Source organism: Pseudomonas sp. W2Aug9 (assembly GCF_023127755.1).
GTDB lineage: Bacteria > Pseudomonadota > Gammaproteobacteria > Pseudomonadales > Pseudomonadaceae > Aquipseudomonas > Aquipseudomonas synxantha_A.
This window is the reverse complement of record NZ_SPKL01000013.1, coordinates 230,374-253,406: the sequence shown is the minus strand read 5'-3', so window position 1 is coordinate 253,406 and position 23,033 is coordinate 230,374. Positions and strand designations below refer to the sequence as shown.

Here is a 23,033-nt window from a genome sequence, read left to right as displayed (position 1 = left end):
CGCGGATCAGCCCGACCATGCGCGCCGCCAGGCCTTCCATGCTGTTCAGGTGGGCCTCGCCCAGCGCCAGCCCCGGCAGGCCGTAGATCGGATAATCACCCGGCAGGTGCTGGCCCAGCGCCGGGAAATACACGTCCATGCCGCTGAACTCATGCACCAGAAACAACGGTGCCTGCGCCCCGCTGCTGCGCACGGTAATCACGCGGGTGTCGGGCAGTACATCATCCCCGCGCTGACGCAGCATCGCCGCGACGCCGGCCACGCTGGCATGTTGGAACAGCTCGGCCAACGACACCGGCAAACCGGCCTCGTCCAGCAGGTTGACCAGGCGAATCGCCAACAACGAATGCCCGCCCAGTTCAAAGAAGCTGTCATGCCGCCCCACTTGTTCGAGTTTCAACACCTCGGCCCAGCGTTGCGCCAACGTCTGCTCCAGGGCGTCGGCCGGCGTTTCGAACGTGCGGCTGGTCGAGGCGTCCCAGGCAGGCACCGGCAAGGCGTTACGGTCGATCTTGCCGTTGGCGGTCAACGGCAATTGCTCCAGCGCGACGTAGGCGGACGGCACCATGTACTCGGGCAAGTGCGCGTGCAGGTAAGCCCGCACCGACTCGACAGCAACGGGTTCGCCCGCCCAGGTGAAATAGGCCACCAGGCGTTTGTCCCCCGGAACCTCTTCACGGGCCAGCACCACGGCATCTTGGATGCCTGCGAACGTCGCCAGTCGCGCCTGGATTTCACCCAGCTCAACACGAAAACCTCGGATCTTCACCTGGTCGTCATTACGCCCGATGCACTCCAGCAGGCCGTCGGCCGTCCAGCGCCCGAGATCGCCCGTGCGGTAAAGCAAGGCGCCTGGGTTGAACGGGTCCTGCACAAACTTTTCAGCCGTCAGCTCGGGGCGATTCAAATAGCCCAAGGCGACGCCATCGCCGCCAATGCAGATTTCACCGATGATACCCAGCGGTACCGGCTGCTGCTGCGCATCGAGCACATACACTTGGGTGTTGGAGATCGGCCGCCCCACCGGCACGCTGTCGGCATCATCGGCAATCGTGTGCACTTCGCAGGTGGTGGCGTAAGTGGTGGTTTCGGTCGGCCCATAGCAATGCACCAGGCGCAACGCGGGTGCCTGCGCCAACAGCGTGCGGAACGCCGCCGGATCGGCGCGCTCCCCGCCGCACAAAAGGATGCGCAAGCCAGCCAGGGCCTGGGGAATCAACTGCACGTATTGGTTGAACAGCGCGGTGGTGACAAACAGCACCGTCACGCCCTGCAACGCCTGGGCGAAAGCGCTCGGATCGAGCAAGGTGGCGTGGTCAATCACCTGCACCTGGCCGCCATTGAGCAGTGGCCCCCACACGTCCATGGTGCTTGCATCGAACGCTGGGTTCGACGCAAAGGCCACGCGGTCGGCGGCATTGAAATCGGCATAGCCGTTGTTGAGCACCAGGCGCGTGATGCCGCGATGGGGCACCAGCACACCCTTGGGCTGGCCGGTGGAGCCGGAGGTGTACATGATGTACGCCACGCTGTCCGAGGGTTGCGACAGGTCCGGGTTGTGGCTCGGTTGCGGGGCGAGGCCAAGCGTGTCCAGGTCCAGGCGACGCACCCTGCTCTCTATGACGCAATCGCTGCGGGTCAGCAACCAGGCCGCGCCACAGTCTTGCAGCATGAACCCCTGGCGTTCAGCCGGTGCATTCACGTCCAACGGCACATACGCGGCGGCGCATTTGAGGATGGCCAATTGGCTGACCAGTAACTCCAGCGAACGCGGCAGCAGGATCGCCAGGTGATCGCCAGGGCGCACACCCAGGCCGAGCAAGTGATGGGCCAAGCGGTTGGCGCGGGTATTGAGTTCGCCGTAGCTCACCCGCCGCTCGTTGTGCACCAGCGCCACCGCGTCGGGACGCGCCATGGCCTGGGCTTCGAACAGGCGCTGCACCGTGTGCTCACGCGCGAATGTACGGGCAGTGGCGTTGAAGTGCTCAAGCACCCGTTGGCGTTCGGCCTGCGGCAGAATCGGCAAGCGGTTGATGGCAATATCGCGATGACCTTCCAGGGCCTGCACCACCTGCGCCAGCGCGATTTCCAGGTAGTCGCACAAGCGCCGGGCGCCCTGCCCCATGACGGTCAGGCTGAACCCTTCACCGAGGTCATCCACGCTGACCGCCACGCCGTAGTGCGTGTGCTCCTCGGCCTTGAACAACTCGATCCCCTGCCACGCCTCGGCCACGCCACCGGCCTGGGGTGCGCTGTGACGATAGTTGAACAATACGCTGAACAACGGCGTCGCCACCGCCACACCACTGCAACGCTGGGCCAACGCCAGGGGCGCATGTTCATGACCGAGCAGCTGAGTCAGGCGCCCATGGGCGGTACGCAGTGCCGTCAGCACTGAGTGTTCCCCCAGGTCGACCCGCAGCGGCAAGGTATTGATAAATACGCCCATGGCCCGCTCGGCGCCTTCGCCGCCTTGCAGGCGGCCGAGCATCACCGTACCGAACACCACCTGCTCGCGGGCGCAAACCTTGCCCAGTACGTGGGCCCAGGCCAAATGCATCACGCTGGCCGCACTGACCCCCGCCTGGCGGGCCTGGCTGCGCAGGCGTCGGCTCAGCGACAGGTCGAGACCCACGCGTACGTTTTCCTCGGCCCCCAGATTGGGCACCTCGGTGGGTTCATCGACCTCACCGAGCATCTCGCGGAAAAACGTCTCGTGATCCTCAGCGCCCAAACGGGTCTGGGCCACGTAGTTGCGATACGGCACGGGCGCGGCCAGGGTGTCCTGAGTGCCCAGTAGAAACGCCTGCAGCTCGTGTTGCAGGATATCCAGGGCAACGTGGTCCATCACCAGGTGATGAAACAGCAACGTCGCGACCACCCGTTGCGATTGCTCGGCGTACACCAACCGCATCAGCGGCGCCTGGCCAAGGTCCAGGCGTGACGGCAGCGGACCGCTCTCAACACTTAGCCGGGCGTGGCGCCACACCACCTGCACCGGTTCTTCCAGGCCATCCCAATGCAAGGATGAACGCAGGATGTCATGACGCTGGATCACCGCCTGCAATGCGCTGGCGAAGGCATCCAGGCGTGCGCGACTGTTAAAGGCAAACTGCGCCTGTAACACATAGGCGTCATCACCTTGCGCAGCGCGATGCTGATACAGGATGCCGGCCTGCAACGGCGCCAGCGGGTAGATATCCTGCACATTCGCCGCACCGCCGGGGATGCTGGCGACGATGCGCTCGATGGCCGCTTGATCCAGGCTGACCAGCGCCAACATGTCTGGCGTGATGCGCGCGCAATCGGCCGCAATGCCATTGGCCGGCACCGCCACTTCACGCCCGCCGCCCAAAGCTGCCGCCAGGGCAGCCAAGGTCGGTTGACCAAACAGCACTTTCACGTCCGCCGACAAGCCCAGGCCGCGCATACGCCCGACCAGGCTGACCGCCAGCAACGAGTGGCCGCCCAGTTCGAAGAAGTTGTCGTGCCGGCCCACGCGTTCCACATTGAGCAACTCGGCCCACAGCGCGGCCAAGGTGATTTCCGTGTCGCCCAGCGGCGCCTCGTACTCGCGCACCACCAACGCCTCCAGGCCCGGTGCCGGCAATGCCTTGCGGTCGAGTTTGCCATTGGGGCTCAGCGGCAGCGCCTCCAGGTGCACGAAGCTGGCCGGCACCATGAACTCCGGCAGGTGCAGCAGCAAATGGGCGCGCAGGCTTTCAATTTCACTCGGCACGCCGGTGTAGTAAGCGATCAGGCGCTGCTCGCGGGCAATCACGGCGGCTTCCTGCACCGCCGGATGCTCGGTCAGGCGTGCCTGGATTTCGCCCAGCTCAATGCGCAGGCCACGGATCTTGACCTGGTCATCATTGCGGCCCAGGTACTCGATGTTGCCATCCGACAAGTAGCGCCCGACGTCACCGGTGCGGTACATGCGCCCAGGGGCAAACGGGTCATCGAGGAAACGCTCGGCGGTCAGTTCGGCACGGTTGAGGTAACCCCGTGCGACTTGCACCCCCGCGATAAACAATTCGCCCACCACGCCCAACGGCACAGGCTGCAACTGCCCGTCCAGCACGTACATGCGCGTGTTGGCGATTGGCTTGCCGATGGGGGTGTTGTCGGGCACGTCAAAGCCTGCGCAGTGCCAGGCAGTGACATCCACCGCCGCTTCGGTGGGCCCATAGAGATTATGCAGCTGGCTGCCCGGCAACTGTTGCTTGAAGCGGCGTACCAGGCTGCCCGGCAAGGCTTCGCCGCTGCACATCACCCGCACCAGCCCGCCCGCCTGGCTGACGTCACCGTGGGCGAGGAAGACATCAAGCATCGACGGCACGAAGTGCAAGGTCGTGACCCCTTCGGCTGCGATCACCTGGCACAGGTACTCAGGGTCTTTATGCCCATCCGGGCGCGCCATCACCAGGCGTGCTCCGGTGGACAGCGGCCAGAAGAATTCCCACACCGACACATCGAAACTGAACGGGGTTTTCTGCAACACCGTATCGCCTCCCGTGAGCCGGTATTCGTCCTGCATCCACAGCAGGCGGTTGACCACCCCGGGGTGTTCGTTGATCACACCTTTGGGCTGGCCGGTGGAGCCGGAGGTGTAGATCACATAGGCGGCCACCCCGGCCACCGCTGGGTTGGTGATGGGCTGGTGCTGCCAGGTGGGCTGGTCCAGATCGACCACCGGCACCTCGCCCAGCAGCCCAAGGGTGCTGCCCTGGGCCAGTACCACCGCTGGCGCGCTGTCGTGCAGCATGTAGGCGATACGCTCCGGCGGGTACGCCGGGTCCAGCGGCACATAGGCGGCGCCGGCCTTGAGGATCGCGTACAGGCCAATGACCATGTCCAGGCCACGCTCCACGCAGATCGCCACCCGCGCCTGCGGCTGCACGCCGAGGGCTTGCAGGTGGTGGGCCAGTTGGTTGGCGCGAGCGTTCAGTTCGGCGTAGGTCAGTTGCTGCTCGCCGGCCTTTACCGCCACGGCCTGCGGCGTGCGCAGTACCTGCGCTTCGAACATCCCGTGCAGGGTCTGGTCGAGCTGGTAGTCCACAGTGGTAGCGTTGAAATCCACCAGCAACTGCTTGCGCTCACGCTCATCCACCAGCGGCACATGCGCAAGCACCGCCTGGTCGTTAGCGACCATGGCCTGCAACAAGCGGGTGAAGTAGCCGAGGTAACGCCGTATCGTCGATTCATCGAACAGCGCCACGGCATATTCCAGCGCGCCGAGAATACTGCCCTGCACTTCCCCCAGGTTCAGCGACAGGTCGAACTTGGCGAAATGGCTGTTTTCGACAATGCCTTCCAGGGCCAGGTCGCCCAACGCCAGGGTCGGCGCGCTGCTGTCCTGCCAGCTCAGCAGGGTCTGAAACAGCGGGCTATGGGCCAGGCTGCGCGGCGGCCGGGTGATTTCCACCACCTGTTCGAACGGCAAATCCTGATGGGCCTGGGCCGCCAGTGTCAGCGCCTTGACCCGAGCCAGCAGGGCCTCGGTGCTCAACTCGCCCGAGGTGTCGATGCGCAGCGCCAGGGTGTTGACGAACAAACCGATCAGCCCTTCCACCTCGGTGCGCGTGCGGTTGGCCACCGGCGTGCCGATCACCAGCTCCGGCTGCCCGGACAAGCGCGCCAGCAACGAAGCCCAGGCGCTCATCAAGGTCATATAGAGGGTGGTGCCATGGCGCTGGCTCAAGGCCTTGAGCCCGGCAGTAAGGCGTTCATCCAGGCGCACTTCGACGCTGCTGCCGGCGTAGTCCTGCTGCGCCGGGCGCGGGCGGTCGGTGGGCAGGGTCAGCAACGCCGGCGCGCCGGCCAGGGTCCGCTGCCAATAGGTGCTTTGGCGGTGCAACACTTCACCGCTCAGCCACAGGCGTTGCCACACGGCAAAGTCGGCGTACTGGATCGGCAAGGGTGGCAGTGGGTCGGATTGGCCGTGGCTGAAGGCTTGGTACAGCGCCATCAGTTCACGGGTCAGCACGCCCATGGACCAGCCATCGGAGACGATATGGTGCAGGGTCAGCAGCAGCACATGGTGATCGTCGGCCATCACCACCAGGCGGCCGCGCAGCAACGGGCCACGCTCCAGGTCGAAGGGCGCCGAGGCTTCGCCGTGGATCAGCGCGTCCAGCGCCTGTTGCGGTTGCGCGTGGCGACGCAAGTCTTGCACCTGCAGCGGTAACACCTCCTCGGCCGGCACGATCAGCACCTGGGCCTGGTCGCCGTGTTGGGCAAAGCGGCTGCGCAGGGTTTCATGCCGCGCCACGATCCGCGCCAGCGCCCGTTGCAGTGCCTGCACATGCAACTGCCCGCGCAAACGCAGGCCGATAGGAATGTTGTAGGCGGTGTTGGCGCCCTCCATCAACGCCAGGAACCACAGGCGCTGCTGGGCAAACGACAGCGGCATCTCTTCATCACGATTGGCCGGCAGGATATCCGGCAAGGTGCTGCGCCCGGCCTGGGCCAGCAGTTCGGCGACCGCTGCCAGTTCGGCGTTGGCGAACAGGTCGCCCAGCGCCAACTCGACCCCCAGCCGCTGGCGGACCTGGGAGACCATGCGCATCGCCAGCAGCGAGTGCCCGCCCAACTCAAAGAAATGGTCACGCCGCCCGACCCGTTCCACTTGCAACACCTCGGCCCAGATCTGCGCCAGCACGGTTTCGATCTCGCCCTGGGGCGCTGCGTATTCGCGGGTAAACACTGCGGCCATGTCCGGCACTGGCAAAGCCTTGCGGTCGAGCTTGCCATTGGTGGTCAGCGGCAGCGCGTCGAGCTTCATGAAGGCGACCGGGACCATGTAGTCCGGCAACTGCGCCACCAGGTGAGCGCGGATTTCGCCTACCGTCAGCGCGTCAAGTTGCGGGTTTTCGGTGAAGTAGGCCACCAGCCGCTCTTCACGCACCAGCACCACCGCTTCCAGGATGCCAGGCAATTGGTTGAGCCGGGTTTCGATTTCGCCCAGTTCGATGCGCACGCCACGGATTTTGACCTGGTCATCGTTGCGCCCCAGGTAGTCGAGCGTGCCATCGGGCAACCAGCGCACCAGGTCGCCGGTGCGGTACATGCGCCCGGGGTTGAATGGGTCGCGAAGGAAGCGCTCGGCGGTCAGTTCCGGGCGGTTCAGGTAACCTCGCGCCACGCCCTTGCCGCCCACGTACAACTCCCCCGCCACCCCTAGCGGCACCGGGCGCTGGTGTTCGTCGAGCACGTAGACGGTGGCATTGGCGATGGGCTTGCCGATATGCAACGGCTGGCCCGCCTCGACCTTGCCCGACGTGGCGACCACCGTGGCTTCGGTGGGGCCATAGTTGTTGATCAATTCAAAGCGCTGCGCCCGGCCGAACTGGCGCAGGCGATCGCCACCGACCAGCAGGGTGCGCAAGGTCGGGTGCTCGATAGTCTGGCTGAACGCGTACTCGGCCACCGGCGTGGGCAGGAAGCTTACGTCCAAAGGCTGTGCGCACCACCAGGCCAGCAGCGCGTCGATATCTTCGGTACCGTCATGGGCGGGTGGCAGGTGCAGGGTGGCGCCCACACACAGCGCCGGCCAGACCTCCCAGGCCATCGCATCAAAGCCGAAACCGGCAACACTGGCGGTATGCCGCCCGGCGCGCAGGTCAAAAGCGCTGCAATGCCAGTCCACCAGGTTGGCGACGGTGTGGTGCTCCACCATCACACCTTTGGGCAAGCCGGTAGAACCCGAGGTGTAGATCACATACGCGAGGTTCGTCGGGCCGACAGCGACCTTGGGGTTGCTCGCCGAGTGATGCTGCCAGGTGAATCGATCGAGGTTGATCACCGGCACCTCGAGCTCGGGCAAACGAGCCAGCAACGCGTGTTGGGTGAGCACCGCCACCGGGGCGCTGTCGCTGAGCAAGTAGCTCAAACGCTCGGCCGGGTGGGACGGGTCTACCGGCACATAACCGGCACCTGCCTTGAGGATCGCCAGCAGCCCGGCCAAGGTGTCGAGCCCGCGCCGCGCCACAATGGCCACGCGATCATCGGGCCGAACCCCCAGCGCCAGCAGATGATGGGCCAGCAGGTTGGCTTGCTGGTTGAGTTCGGCGTAGGTCAGTTGCCGCCCTTCGTGCACGGCGGCGATGGCGTCCGGCGTGAGCGCAGCCTGGGCTTCGATACGCCCGTGCAAGGTGGTGCCTTGCGGGAACACGGCCTGGGTGGCGTTGAACTGTTGCAACAGCAGGCGCTGTTCGGCGGCGGGCACTACCGAAAGTTGGTCAAGCGCAGTGTGCGGCGCCTGCTCCAGCGCGGTAACCAGGTTTTCCAGCGCGGTGTGCAAGTAGGCGCAGACGCGGTGGGGGTCGACCTGGGTGCTGGCCAGCAAACGCAGGATAAAATCGTCGCCCAGATCGTCCACACTGAGTGTGAGCGGATAGTTAGTACGCTCCTCGGAACGCAGCGTTTCGATACCTTGCCAGGCCGCAATCGCCTCGCTGCGAGTACCGGTGCCACTGTGACGATAGTTGAGTAACGCACTGAATAGCGGCAACGGCGCAATGACGCCACTGCAATGCTGAGCCAGAGCCAATGGCGCATATTCATGCCGCAGCAGGCTAGTCAAGCGCATGTGAGTGGCCTTGACAGCGCTGCGCAGATCCTCACTGCCAATGTCGACGCGAAACGGTAGCGTATTGATGAAGATACCCAGGGCGCGATCCGTCGCATGCCCGCCGTGCATACGTCCCATCAATACCGTACCGAACACCACCTGGGACTTGCCTGCCACCCTGCCCAGCACTTGGGCCCACCCCAAGTGGAACAGACTGGCAACGCTCACGCCCAGCACACGAGCCTGTGCGCGCAAGCGTTGGCTGAGGGAGTTCGCTAAAGGCCAGTCGAGTTCAGCGATCCCCCTGCCGTCGCCCTGTACATCCTGTAAACCAAAGGGCAAGGTCGGTTCAACCACATCACCGAGCATCTGTTGGAAAAATGCTTTATGTTCTTGCTCGGTAACACCCAGGCGCGCCTGGGCGACATAGTCGCGAAACGGCACGGCAAGGCCCAACTGAGCGGCGTGACCGTGCAAAAACGCCTGCATCTCGTGGCGTACCACTTCCAGAGCGCTGTGGTCCATCGCCATATGGTGGAACAGCAAGGTAGCGACGATGCGCTGGTGGGTCCGGTCTTCAGCATGTACCAGGCGCAACAACGGTGCCTGGGTCACGTCGAGGCGATAATGACGGGCATTGAATAGGTCATGCAGCTGTGCGGCGATATCGCCGTCGGCCGGGTCGAGCATCAAAGCTTGCACCGGCAGGCGCGCCTGACGCCACACCACTTGCGAAGGTTGCGCCAGGCCATCCCAGACCACCCCGGTGCGTAAAATGTCGTGGCGGTCCATCACGCTTTGCAGCGCCTGGGCAAACGCCTCGAAGCGCTCCAGGCTGTCAAACGCGAACTGCGACTGCATCACGTAGGGGTCGCCCTGCTCGGCGCTGGCATGGTGAAACAGAATGCCTTCCTGCAATGGCGCCAACGGATAGATGTCCTGGATATTCGCCACACCGCCCTGCACGGTGGCGATGATGCGCTCGATCTCGTCCTGGCTCAGGGTCGAGAGGGTCAGCATGTCGGGGGTGATGCGCTCGGCGTTGGCGGGAATGCCATTGGCCGGTACGGCCACTTCACCAACCTTGGCAGCCGAGTACTCACCGGCCTTGATCAGCTCGATCAGCGCCGGTTTGTGCTCGCGCAAGGCGGCCAATATTGCCGGGTCGCTCAAGGCTTGCCGGTTGCCGTTCACCGACAACTGTTCGCCCTTGAGCGCCAGTTGCACGTCCTTGGTTTTCAGGGTTGCCAGCAGCTCGAGGATGTTCACAGGACGATCTCCATTCGTTCGGTCATTGCGGCGTAGCCGGCCAGGGTCGGTTGTTCGAACAACGCTCGCACATCGGCTTCCATGCCTTCCTGGCGCAGGCGTCCGATCAAGCTCACAGCGAGCAGCGAGTGCCCGCCCAGTTCAAAGAAATTGTCGTGCCGGCCTACCCGATCCACCTTGAGCAGCTCGGACCACAACTGGGCCAGCAGGATTTCGGTATCGCCTTCGGGTGCTTCGTACTCACGCACCGTCAGTGCGTCCATACCCGGTGCGGGTAACGCTTTGCGGTCGAGCTTGCCGTTGGGGCTCAGGGGCATGACGGGCAGGTGCACGAACAGCGCGGGCACCATAAAGTCCGGCAGGTGCTGCAACAGCTGGGCGCGCAGGCCGTCGATGTCGCTTGGCAGGCCAGTGTAATAGGCGACCAGGCGCTCATCACGAACCACCACCACCGCGTCGTTGACCGCCGGATGCTCGATCAGCCGCGCCTGGATTTCCCCCAGCTCGATGCGCAGGCCACGGATTTTCACCTGGTCATCGTTGCGCCCCAGGTATTCGATATTTCCGTCCGGCAAGTAGCGGCCCAGGTCACCGGTGCGGTACATCCGGCCAGGCGCAAACGGGTCATCGAGGAAGCGCTCGGCGGTCAGCTGCGCACGGTTCAGATAACCCCGCGCCACTTGCACGCCAGCGATGAACAGCTCACCGACCACCCCCAGAGGCACCGGCTGCAACTGCCCGTCCAGCACGTACATGCGCGTGTTGGCAATCGGCTTGCCGATGGGGGTGTTGTCCGGCACGTCCGGGCGGGCGCAGTTCCAGGCCGTCACGTCCACCGCCGCTTCCGTGGGGCCATACAGGTTGTACAAACCAATGCCTGGCAACTGCTGCTTGAACCGACGCACCAGGCTGCCCGGCAGCGCCTCGCCGCTGCACATCACGCGCACCAACCCGGCCGCCTGGCTCACATCACCATGGGCCAGGAACACGTCAAGCATCGACGGCACAAAGTGCAGGGTGGTGATGTTTTCTGCCTCGATTACTTCGCACAGGTACGCAGGGTCTTTGTGCCCACCCGGGCGCGCCATCACCAGGCGTGCGCCGGTAAACAGCGGCCAGAAGAACTCCCACACCGACACGTCGAAGCTGAACGGGGTTTTCTGCAAGACCGCGTCATGGGCCTTGAGGCCATAGGCGTCCTGCATCCACAACAGACGGTTGACCACCCCGGCGTGTTCATTGATCACGCCCTTGGGCTGGCCAGTGGAACCGGAGGTGTAGATCACGTAGGCCGTGTGCCGGGCAGTGAGGTCCGCGACCTGCGGGTTGACGCAAGGCTGCTGGTGCCAAGTGCTGTGGCCGACGTCGATCACGGCCACGTCGCCCAGCAAGGCACGAGTGGAGGCTTGCGCCAGCACCACCACCGGCGCGCTGTCTTGCAGCATGTAGGCGATGCGTTCTTGCGGGTAGGCCGGGTCCAGCGGCACATAACCGCCACCGGCCTTGAGGATGGCGAACAGGCCGATCACCATGTCCAGGCCACGCTCCAGGCAAATGCCTACCCGTGAGTCCGGCTGCACGCCCCTTTCACGCAGGTGATGGGCCAGGCGGTTGGCGTGCTCGTTGAGCTGTTGGTAGGTCAGTTGTTGCTCGCCCGATTTCACCGCCACGCAATCCGGTGTGCTCGCAACTTGGGCCTCGAACATTGAATGCAGTGTCTGGTCAAGGTTGTAATCGACTACTGTCGCATTGAAGCCATTCAACAGTTGCTCGCGCTCCTGCTTACCCACTACAGATACACGGTTGACCGCCAGATGGGGCGATTGCTCCAACGCTTCGACCAACCCATGCAACGCCGTTTGCATATAACCGCAGACACGCTCTGCGCCGATGTGCGCCGCGGTCATGACAGTCAAGCGGAAACCATCGCGCTGATCGTCCACGTTCAGGGTCAACGGGTAGTTGGTACGCTCCTCGCTGCTAAGGGTCTGGATGCCTTGCCACGCTTGTGATGCGGATGCCTGCTGACTGTCACTGTGGCGATAATTGAGCATCGCGCTGAACAATGGCAGCGGTGCGGCGACACCACTGCAACGCTGCGCCAAGGCCAGTGACGCGTGTTCGTGACCGAGCAGTGCCGTCAGGCGTTCATGGGTTTGCACAAGCGCCGCACGCACGCCGATATCATCAATCTCCACACGCAGAGGCAACGTATTGATGAACATACCTAACGCACGGTCACTACCTTTTCCGCCCTGCATACGCCCCATCAGGACCGTACCGAACACCACACTGGGCTGGTTGGCGGAGCAGGCCAACACCTGGGCCCACGCCAGGTGAAACAGACTGGCGGCACTCACACCTGATAGTCGTGCCTGAGCCCTCAGACGCAGGCTCAAGGACGGCTCCAGAAACTGCTGGTGCTCTTCAATAGCGCTGCCGTCTCCCTGCACATCCTGGAGACCGAACGGCAGGGTTGGCTCATTGACGTCACGCAGCATGTTGGCGAAGAACGCTTCGTGTTCCTGCTCGCTGAGCCCCAAACGAGCCTGCGCCACGTAGTTGCGGTAAGGAATAGGTTCATCAGCATCCTGTTCCTGCCCCAGCAAACTGGCTTGCATCTCTTGCCGCACTCGCTCAAGCGCAGTGTGATCAAGAGCGATGTGATGGAAAAGCAGAATCGCGACCACCCGCTGCCGACTTGGATCATGGCTGAATACCAGACGCACCAGCGGTGCCTTGGACATCGGGACGCGGTAGTGGCGCGGGTCTAAACGCTCATGCAGGCCGGCAAGCACGTCGCCGTGCAAATGCAGCTCCTGAACGCTCAACGCCGCCTTGCGCCACACCACTTGCAACGGTTGCGCCAGCCCCTCCCACACCACCCCGGTGCGCAGAATGTCATGGCGGTCGATCACCTGTTGCAGCGCCTGCGCGAAGGCTTGCAGACGCTCGACACTGTCAAACGCCAGGTGCGATTGCAGCAGGTACGGGTCGCCCTGCGCGGCCGTGAGGTAGTGGTAGAAAATGCCTTCCTGCAGCGGCGCCAGCGGGTAGATGTCCTGCACGTTGGCAGCGCCGCCTGGCACCTGGGCGACTACCTGATCAATCGCACACTGGTCGAGGGTCACCAGCGCCAGCATGTCGGGGGTGATACGTTGGCACTCGGCACTGATCCGGTTGGCCGGCACTTGCACCTCGCGACCACTGCCAACAGCAGCGGCCAGCGCGGCCAGGGTTGGCTGACTGAACAGCACGCGCACATCGGCGCTGAGGCCAACCTGACGCATACGCTCGATCAGGCTGACGGCCAGCAATGAATGGCCGCCCAGTTCGAAGAAATGGTCATGACGGCCCACCTGCTCCACTTGCAGCACCTCGGCCCAGATACGCGCCAGGGTGGTTTCGACCTCGCCCTGGGGGGCCTGGTACTCGCGGCTGAGCACGGCTGCCTGATCGGGATCGGGCAGTGCCTTGCGGTCCAGCTTGCCGTTGGCGGTCAGGGGCAACACATCGAGGCGCATGTAGGCGACCGGCACCAGCGCATCGGGAAGCTGCGCCTGCAATTGCGCGCGCAAGGTCTCGATGGGGAGTGCGCGTTGCTCGGTGAACCAGGCCAGCAGCCGACCTTCGCGCACCAGCACCACCGCTTCGCGAATGCCGTCCAGCGCGGCCAGGCGGCTTTCGATTTCGCCCAGCTCAACCCGCACACCACGCAGTTTGACCTGGTCATCGTTGCGGCCCAGGTACTCCAGATTGCCGTCGGGCAACCAGCGCACCAGGTCGCCGGTGCGGTACATGCGCCCCGGGCTGAACGGGTTTTGCAGGAAGCGTTCGGCAGTCAAGTCCGGGCGATTCAAGTAACCCCGTGCCACACCGCTGCCGCCTACATACAGCTCACCGGCCACACCGACCGGCACCGGGCGCAACTGCGCATCCAGCACATAGCTGCCGGCATTGGCGATGGATCGACCAATATGCAACGCCTGCCCGGCCCGCACGCGACCGGAGGTGGCAACCACCGTGGCCTCGGTGGGGCCATAGTTGTTGATCACGGCAAAGCGCCGTTCCTGGGTGAACTGGCGCAGGCGATCGCCGCCAATCAGCAGGATGCGCAAGGTGGGGTGTTGCAGGTGTTGGCTGAACGCGTACTCGGCTACCGGCGTGGGCAAAAAGCTCACGTCCAGCGGCTGCGCCCGCCACCAGGCCAGCAGTTCATCGATGTTTTCATTGCCCACTTCGGCGGGCGGCAGGTGCAGGGTCGCCCCGACGCACAGGGCCGGCCAGACTTCCCAGGCCATCGCGTCAAAACCAAACCCGGCCACGCTGCTGGTGTGACTCGCAGCAGCCAGGCCAAAGGCTTCAGAGTGCCAATGCACCAGGTTCTCCACGTTGTGGTGTTCCACCATCACGCCCTTGGGCTGGCCGGTGGAGCCTGAGGTGTAGATGACATAGGCCAGGTGCGCAGGCGTCAGTGCGGGCAACTGTGGATTGTTGACGGGCAGGTGCTGCCAGTCGGGGTCATGCAAGTCGACCAGCGTGATCGTGTCCAGCAGGTCACGGGTACTGGCCTCAGCGAGTACTGCCACCGGGGCGCTGTCCTGCAACAAATAAGCGATGCGTTCGGCGGGATACGCCGGGTCAATCGGCACATAGCCGGCGCCGGCCTTGAGAATGCCCAATAGCCCCACCAGCATCTGCGGGCCACGGCGGCAGCACAGCGCAACGCGGTCATCCGGTTGCACGCCGAGGGCCAACAGGTGATGGGCCAGTTGGTTGGCACGCTGATTGAGCTGCTGATAGGTCAGCGCCTCGCCGCCCTGCTGCACGGCAATGGCGTTGGGTTGGCGCTCAGCCTGTACCTCAAATGCGCCGTGCACGGTGTGGCCACGGGGGAAATCCTGGGCCGTGGCATTGAATTCGCGCAGCAGGGTTTCACACTCCGCCGCGGGCAGGATCGGCAGGCGATTGAGTGCGGTGTCCGGCGTGCACTCCAAGGCTGTGAGCAACTGCGCCACAGCGTTGTGCATGTAGTCGCACAGGCGTTGCGCACCGATCTGTGGCACCGCCAGCACGCTCAGCCCGAAGCCGTCGCCCAGGTCATCCACGCTCAGGGTCAATGGGTAATTACTGCGCTCCTCACCACCCAGCAGCCGCACGCCCTCCCAGATGCCGTGGCCGTCACGGGCCATCTCGGCGGGGTTGCTGTGACGGTAATTGAGCAAGGCACTGAACAATGGCGTGCTGGTGGGCACACCGCTGCAACGCTGAGCCAGGGCCAGCGAGGCATGTTCATGCCCGAGCAAGGCGCTCAGGCGTGCATGGGTGGCCTTGACCGCCGCTGACGCCCCGGCGGCAACATCGACCCGCAGCGGCAAGGTGTTGATAAACATCCCCAGCGCGCGGTCTGCACCTTCACCGGCTTGCATACGGCCCATCAGCACCGTGCCGAACACCACGTCATCGCGGCCCGACACCAGCCCCACGACCTGGGCCCAGGCCAGGTGCATCAGGCTCGCGGCGCTCACACCCAGCTGTCGCGCCTGCTGGCGAACCCGCTGCGCCAGCGCGGCGTCCAATGGCAGCCCGGCCTCCTCGATGGCACGGCCATCGCCCTGCACATCCTGCAAACCAAACGGCAAGGTTGGTTCATCCACATCGGCGAGCATGTCGCGAAAGAACTGCTCATGCTCGGCCACACTGACACCCAGGCGCGCCTGGGCCACATAGTTGCGAAATGGCGCGGCAGCGGGCAAGTCCTGGGCCTGGTTGAACATGAAGGCGCGCATTTCCTGGCCAACCACCTCCATGGCTGTGTGGTCCAGCGCCAGGTGGTGAAACAGCAGGATCGCCGCAACACGGTTGTGCGCCGGGTCCTGGGCATAGACCATGCGCAGCAACGGCGCCTGGGTGATGTCCAGCCGATAGTGCCGGGCATCGAAGCGGGCGTGCAGTTGTTCGATGATGCCGCCGTCGGCCGGGTCCAGATGAACCTCCTGCACCCCCAGTTGCGCCTTGCGCCACACCACTTGCACCGGGCTGTCCAGGCCCTCCCAGACTACGCCCGTGCGCAGGATATCGTGGCGGGCAACCACCTGTTGCAGCGCCGCCATGAACCCGTGCAAGCGGTCGAGATTGTCGAACGCCATGCGCGATTGCAGCAGGTACGGGTCGCCCTGTTCGGCGCTGAGGTGGTGGTAGAGAATGCCTTCCTGCAACGGCGCCAGCGGGTAGATGTCCTGCACATTCTCCGCGCCACCCGGCACGCTGGCGACGATACGCTCGATGGCATCCGGAGTGAGCTGCACCAGGCTCAGCATGGACGGTGTGATCTGTGTGCAACCGGCCGGGATGCCATTGGCCGGCACCACGATTTCGCGACCACTGCCCACCGCCGCCGCCAACGCTGCCAGGCTCGGCTGGTTGAACAGCACGCGCACATCGGCACTGAGGCCCACTTGGCGCATACGTTCGATCAAGCTCACCGCCAGCAGCGAATGCCCGCCCAACTCGAAGAAATGATCGTGACGCCCGACGCGTTCGAGCTTGAGCACGTCTTGCCAGATCTGCGCCAGTAGGGTTTCCACCTCGCCTTGCGGGGCTTCGTAGCCACGACTGAGCAAGGCCGACGGGTCCGGTGCCGGCAAGGCTTTGCGGTCGAGCTTCCCATTGTTGGTCAGGGGCAGACTGGCCAGCGGCATATAGGCCGACGGCAGCATATAGTCCGGCAACTGGCCTTGCAGGTAGGCGTGGACCAGCTCAATGCCCAGGTCTGCCCCGGCCCAGGTGAAGTAGGCGACCAGGCGCTTTTCACCTGGCATATCTTCCCTGGCCAACACGGCGACGTCCTGGATGCCCGGGCAACTGGCCAGGCGCGCCTCGATCTCACCCAGCTCGATACGAAAGCCACGGATTTTCACCTGGTCGTCGTTGCGCCCCAGGCATTCGAGCAAGCCGTCTTGCGTCCAGCGCCCGAGGTCGCCGGTGCGGTACAGCAAGGCGCCCGGGTTGAAGGGATCCTGCACAAACTTTTCAGCCGTCAGCTCGGGGCGATTCAAATAGCCCAGGGCGACGCCATCGCCGCCGATGCAGATTTCACCGGTGATGCCCAGCGGCACCGGTTGCATCTGTGCATCGAGCACATAGATCTGTGTATTGGAAATGGGCCGCCCCACCGGCACGCTGTCGGTATCCGTACCGACCTCGCGCACTTCGTGGGTGGTGGCGTAGGTGGTGGTTTCGGTCGGCCCGTAGCAATGCACCAGGCGCGGCGCCGGTGCACGCGCCAACAGGCTGCGAAATGCCGCCGGGTCAGCACGCTCACCGCCGCACAGCAGGATGCGCAAACCGGCCAACGCCTCGGGGATCAATTGCACGTACTGGTTGAACAGTGCGGTGGTCACGAACAACACCGTCGCGCCCTTAAGCTCGGCGCCGAACGCCAACGGGTCGAGCAAGGTGGCATGGTCGATCACCTGCACTTGCCCGCCGTTGAGCAATGCGCCCCACACATCCATGGTGCTCGCATCGAACGCCGGGTTGGAGGCGAAGGCCACGCGGTCGCTGGCATTGAAGTCGGCATAGCCATTATTGATGACCAGGCGCGTGATGCCGCGATGGGGCACCAGCACGCCCTTGGGCTGGCCGGTGGAGCCGGAGGTGTACATGATGTACGCCACGTCCTGCGCAGACCGGGCCAGCCCCGGGTTGTCCGCCGGCAGGTCGGCCAGGTCCAGTTCGGCAAGGTTGTCCAGCACCTGGCGGGCGCCGCTGTCCTGCACCATGAAGGTTCGACGTTCGAGCGGCGCGTTGACATCCAGCGGTACGTACACCGCCGCACACTTGAGCACCGCCAACTGGCTGACGACCAGGTCGATGGAGCGCGGCAGCGCCAGGGCCACCGCCTCACCTGGCCGCACGCCACGGCCAATCAAATGATGGGCCAGGCGATTGGCACGGCGATTGAGGTCACGGTAGCTCAGCGACAGCGGGCCATGCACCACCGCCACGGCTTCAGGCCGGGCCAGTGCCTGGGCTTCGAACAGTTGAGCTACGGTGAGCTGCGACGGGTATTCCCGGGCGCTGGCATTGAAGTCTTCAAGCAATAAGCGCCGCTCGGCGGGCGGCACAATCGACACCTTGTGCATGGCGGTGGTGGGCGCGTGTTGCAGCGCGCTCACCACATGGCGCAATGCGGTGAGCATGTACTCACCCACACGTTGCACATCCAGATGGGCGACACCTTGCACCGTCAGGGCCAACCCCGTGCCCAGGTCATCGACGTTGAGTACCAGCGGGTAGTTGCTGCGCTCTTCGGAGCTGAGGATCTGGATACCGAACGCGGCAAAGGGGTTGTCCCCCGGCGCTTCATCGGGTGCGCTGTGCCGGTAGTTGAGCAAGGTGCTGAACAACGGCAACGAACCCGGCACGCCGCTGCAGCGCTGGGCCAGGGACAGCGCGGCGTGTTCATGCGCGAGCAACTGCGCCAGGCGCGCATGGGTCGCGCGTACGCCGGCTTGCACGCCGACGCTGCCGAGGCTGACCCGCAGCGGCAAGGTATTGATGAACATCCCCAGCGCGCGGTCAGCGCCCTCGCCGCCCTGCATACGCCCCAGCAAGACCGTCCCGAACACCACGTCCTGCTGGCCCGACACCTGGCCCAGCACCTGGGCCCATGCCAGATGCACCAGGCTCGCCGTGCTGACGCCCAGTTGCCGCGCCTGTTCGCGCAGGGCCAGGCTGAGGGCCGGTTCCAGCGGCAGATGGGCCTCATGGATGCCGCTGCCGTCGCCGTTCACATCCTGCAAGCCGAAGGCCAGGGTGGGCTCGTCGATATCGCCGAGCATCTGGCTGAAGAAGGCCTCGTGCTGCGCCTCGCTCAGGCCCAGCCGCGCCTGGGCCACGTAGTTGCGGTACTGCACCGCATCAGGCAGTTGCACGCGGTTGCCGTGCAGGCTGGCGCTCATTTCTTCGACCAGCACTTGCAGCGCCGTGTGATCGAGCAGGATATGGTGCAGCAGCAGGATGCCGACCAAGCCGTCCGCCTCTTCAGCGTAGGCCAGGCGCATCAGCGAAGCGCGAGACAGATCCAGGCGGTAGTGGCGAGGGTCAAAACGCTGTTGCAACTGCGCCAAGGCATCGGTGCCCTGGGTGTCCAAGCGCTCAACGGCCAGCGGCGCCTGGCGCAACACCACTTGCACCGGTTCCTCCAGGCCCTCCCAGAGAATCGCAGTGCGCAGGATATCGTTGCGTTCGATGACACTGTGCAGCGCCTGAATAAAGCCATCCACCGCGCCCTGGTCGTTAAAGCGCAACTGCACCTGCAACACGTAGGGGTCGCCCTCGCTGGTTGCCAGGTGGTGGTAGAGAATACCGGCCTGCAACGGCGCGAGAGCGTAGATATCCTGCACGTTGGCCACGCCACCGGGCACGGCCTGGAGGATGTGATCGATGGCGGCCTGGTCCAGCTCGACCAAGGGCAGCATGTCCGGCGTGATGTGCTCACTGTGTTCCTGAATCAGATTGGCCGGGACCTGCACCTCATGGTGCCCGCCCACCCCCGCTGCGAGGGCTGCCAGGGTCGGCTGGCCGAACAGCACGCGTACATCGGCACTCAGCTCTACCTGGCGCATGCGTTCGATCAGCTTGACCGCCAGCAGCGAATGCCCGCCCAACTCGAAGAAGTTGTCGTCACGCCCCACCCGGTCGAGCTTGAGCAGGTCCTGCCAGATCATCGCAATGGCGTTTTCCACCGCACCTTGGGGCGCGGCATAACTGCGCCGGGCCAACGCCTCGGCATCGGGTGCGGGCAAAGCTTTGCGGTCAAGCTTGCCGTTGGTGGTCAGGGGGAATGCCTCCAGGCGCACGAAGGCGCTGGGCACCATATGTTCGGCAAGGCTCTGTAGCAAGTGATCGCGCAAGGCGGCAACGCTGGGCTCACCCTCGGTGATCACGTAGGCCACCAGGCGCTTGTCACCCGGCTCATCCTCACGGGCGATCACCACCGCATCGCGCACGCCGTGGGCGGTTGCCAGGTGTGCCTGGATTTCGCCCAGCTCGATACGGAAACCGCGGATCTTGACCTGGTCATCGTTACGCCCCAGGTACTCGACACTGCCGTCGGCCAGCAGGCGGCCGAGGTCACCGGTCTTGTACATGCGCAGGCCGGTGGCTGGGTCCGCGAGGAAGCGTTCGGCGTTGAGTGCCTCGCGGTTCAGGTAACCGCGCGCCACCCCGGCGCCGCCCACGTACAGCTCGCCCACCACACCGTATGGCAACGGCTCGTGTTGTTCATCCAACACATACAGCTGCAAGTCGGGGATGCGTACGCCAATCGGGCTGACGCCCACCAGTTGGGCATCCGCCGCCTCCAGCGCACGATAGGTCACGTGCACGGTGGTTTCGGTAATACCGTACATGTTTACCAGCTGCGTACCGGCATTCACCGCCCGCGCATACCATGGCTTGAGCATGGCCGGTTCAAGGGCCTCACCGCCAAAGATCACCTGACGCAACGAATGCGCCTGGGTGCTGTGGCCCTGGGCCGCGATCAACTGGCGGAACGCGCTCGGCGTCTGGTTGAGGATGCTCACTTCGGCTTCGCAGAGCAGCGTATAGCACTCATCCGGCGAGCGGCTGACCAGTTGCGGCACGATCAGCAACTGGCCGCCGTGCATCAGCGCGCCCCAGATTTCCCACACAGAAAAATCGAATGCGAAGGAGTGGAACAGTGCCCATACATCGTGCGGGTTGAACCCGAACCAGTGTTGAGTGGCACTGAACAGGCGCGCCACCTGACGATGCTCGATCATTACCCCCTTGGGTTGGCCGGTGGAACCAGAGGTGTAAATTACATAGGCCAGATTGGCCGGGCTCAGGTGCAGCCGTGGATCGGTGATGGGCAACTGGCCCAGGCTGTCGAGGTCAAGCTGCGCCAGTTCGCCTACCCGGTGACGAGTGCCGGCCTGCACCAGCACAACCACCGGTTGACTGTCGGCCAGGGTGTAGGCAATGCGTTCCTGCGGGTAAGCCGGGTCTATCGGCACGTAGCCGGCACCTGCCTTGAGAATACCGAGCAGGCCGATAATCATCTGCGGGCCGCGCTCCACGCAGATCGCCACGCGGCTGTCAGGCTCCACGCCCTGGGCCAGCAGTGCATGGGCGACCTGGTTGGCGCGTTCGTTGAGTTGACGATAGGTGAGGCGCTGCTGCTCAAAGCGCAAGGCAATGGCTTCAGGCTGGGCGGCGGCGTGGGTTTCGACTTGCTGGTGGATCAACGCGGTATCGGCGTAGTGCGTGGGGCTGTGGTTCAAGGTATGCAGCAGGGCGTGGCGTTCAGCGTCGGGCAGGATGTTCAGGCCGCAGAGCGGCTTGTCCGGTCGCTGCTCAAGGGCGTCGGCCAGGCTTTGCAGCGCGGTGTGCAGATAGCCGGCAACCCGCTGTGCACCGATGGCCGCATCCACCATCACCGTCAGCGCGAAGTCTTGCCCCAGGTCGTCGACGTTGACCGTCAGCGGGTAGTTGGTGCGCTCCTCGGCGCCCAGGACCTGGATGCCTTCGGCAACCTCGATCACGGCGGCCATGTCGGTGGCCGCACTATGGCGATAGTTGAGGATCGCGCTGAACAACGGTGTGGGTGCTGCCACCCCGCTGCAGCGCTGGGCCAGTGCCAGGGACGCATGTTCGTGATCGAGCAGGCGCGTAAGACGCTCGTGGGTGACTTGCACCGTAGCGCGCACGCTTTGCGCGCCAACGTCAACCCGCAACGGCAAGGTGTTGATGAACATGCCCAAGGCCCGCTCACCGCCCTCGCCTGCGCCCATGCGCCCGAGCATCACGGTGCCGAACACCACCGCCTCGCGACCGGAAACCACGCCCAACACCCGCGCCAACGCCAGGTGCATCAGGCTCGCCACACTCACCCCCAACGGCCGCGCGACACTGCGCAGGCGACGACCAAGGGCGCTATCGACGGGAATGCGCGCTTCATCAATGCCCTGACCATCGCCCTGCACATCTTGCAGGCCGAACGGCAGCGTCGGTTCATCGATATCGGCGAGCATGTCGCGAAAGAACGCCTCATGGGCCTGTTCGCTCACACCCTGGCGCACTTGGGCGATGTAGCTGCGAAACGCTACCGGCGTGCCCGCTTGCGCGTGCTCACCGGCCAGGTACAGCTGGATTTCATGGCGCACCACATCCAGGGCGGTGTGATCGAGAATGGTGTGGTGGAACAACAGCATCGCCACCACGCGCTGGTTGGCCGGGTCCTCGGCGAACACCAGACGCAGCAGCGGCGCCTGGCCAAGGTCCATGCGATAGGCACGGGCGTCATAGCGCGCGAGCAATTGAGCGAGACGGTCGCCGCCATCAAAATGCGCTTCTTCACACGCCAGCTGCGCCTTGCGCCACACCACTTGCAGCGGCTCGTCGAGGCGCTCCCACACCATGGAGGTGCGCAGGATATCGTGGCGGTCAATCACCCATTGCAGCGCCTCGGCAAAGGTTTGCAGGCGTGCGCGGCTGTCGAACACAAACTGCGCGTGCAGCACGTAGGGGTCGCCCTGCGCGGCAGAAAGATGGTGGTAAAGCATGCCTTCCTGGAGCGGCGCCAGGGGGTAAATATCTTGCACATTCGCCGCGCCGCCTGGGATGGACGCGACGATACGGTCGATGGCCGGCTGGTCGAGGTTGACCAGCGCCAGCATGTCCGGGGTGATGCGGTAAGCCGGGCTCAGCCAGTCACCGCCATGCTCGGCGACCAGGGCCAGCAACTGGGGTTTATGCGCGATCAATTGATCCCAGAGCGCGTCATCCAACGCCTCGTCATCGCCCAGGACGATCAGGTCGCCTTCTTCAGTTTGCAGACGGATCGCATGGGTGGAGATCGCTGCCAGTAAGTCGCTGAACTGCATGGGGTAACCTGCCTGATAAGTCACGGTTTAAGAGAATGTCCGTATTCAGTTTTGCCGCTAGGCGCGGCGCCCTTGAAAAACAACGGGCGCAGCCGGGGGCCTGGAGAGGCTTCCGGCAGGCTTGAAAAATTAAGGGATTTGCGCGGCGGGGGGTGACATGGGAAGCGGGGACACGTGTCGGGTGGGAGGGTTCCCGTGTTTGCTCGCGGCTCTTCAACTTTGCTGAGTTTTACCAGTACTGCGGCGATGATCGCCCATGTCACACCTGTGGGAGGGGG

The 23,033-nt window shown here is 64.4% G+C and carries 2 protein-coding genes; both read right to left on the bottom strand.

The features are described 5' to 3' along the window. The coding region (locus tag E3O56_RS12305) for a non-ribosomal peptide synthetase (RefSeq protein WP_248128338.1) at positions 1–9,841 on the bottom strand (9,841 nt) is incomplete at its 3' end. Next, positions 9,838–22,755: a non-ribosomal peptide synthetase gene (locus tag E3O56_RS12300; RefSeq protein WP_248128336.1), complete on the bottom strand. Its 12,918-nt coding sequence runs from the start codon at positions 22,753–22,755 to the stop codon at positions 9,838–9,840. The genes E3O56_RS12305 and E3O56_RS12300, both read right to left, overlap by 4 nt. Positions 22,756–23,033 lie beyond the last annotated feature (278 nt).

Coding starts and splice junctions, on each gene's coding strand:
- E3O56_RS12300 (WP_248128336.1), bottom strand. CDS start 22,755: ATGCAGTTCAGCGACTTACTGGCAGCGATCTCCACCCATGCGATCCGT.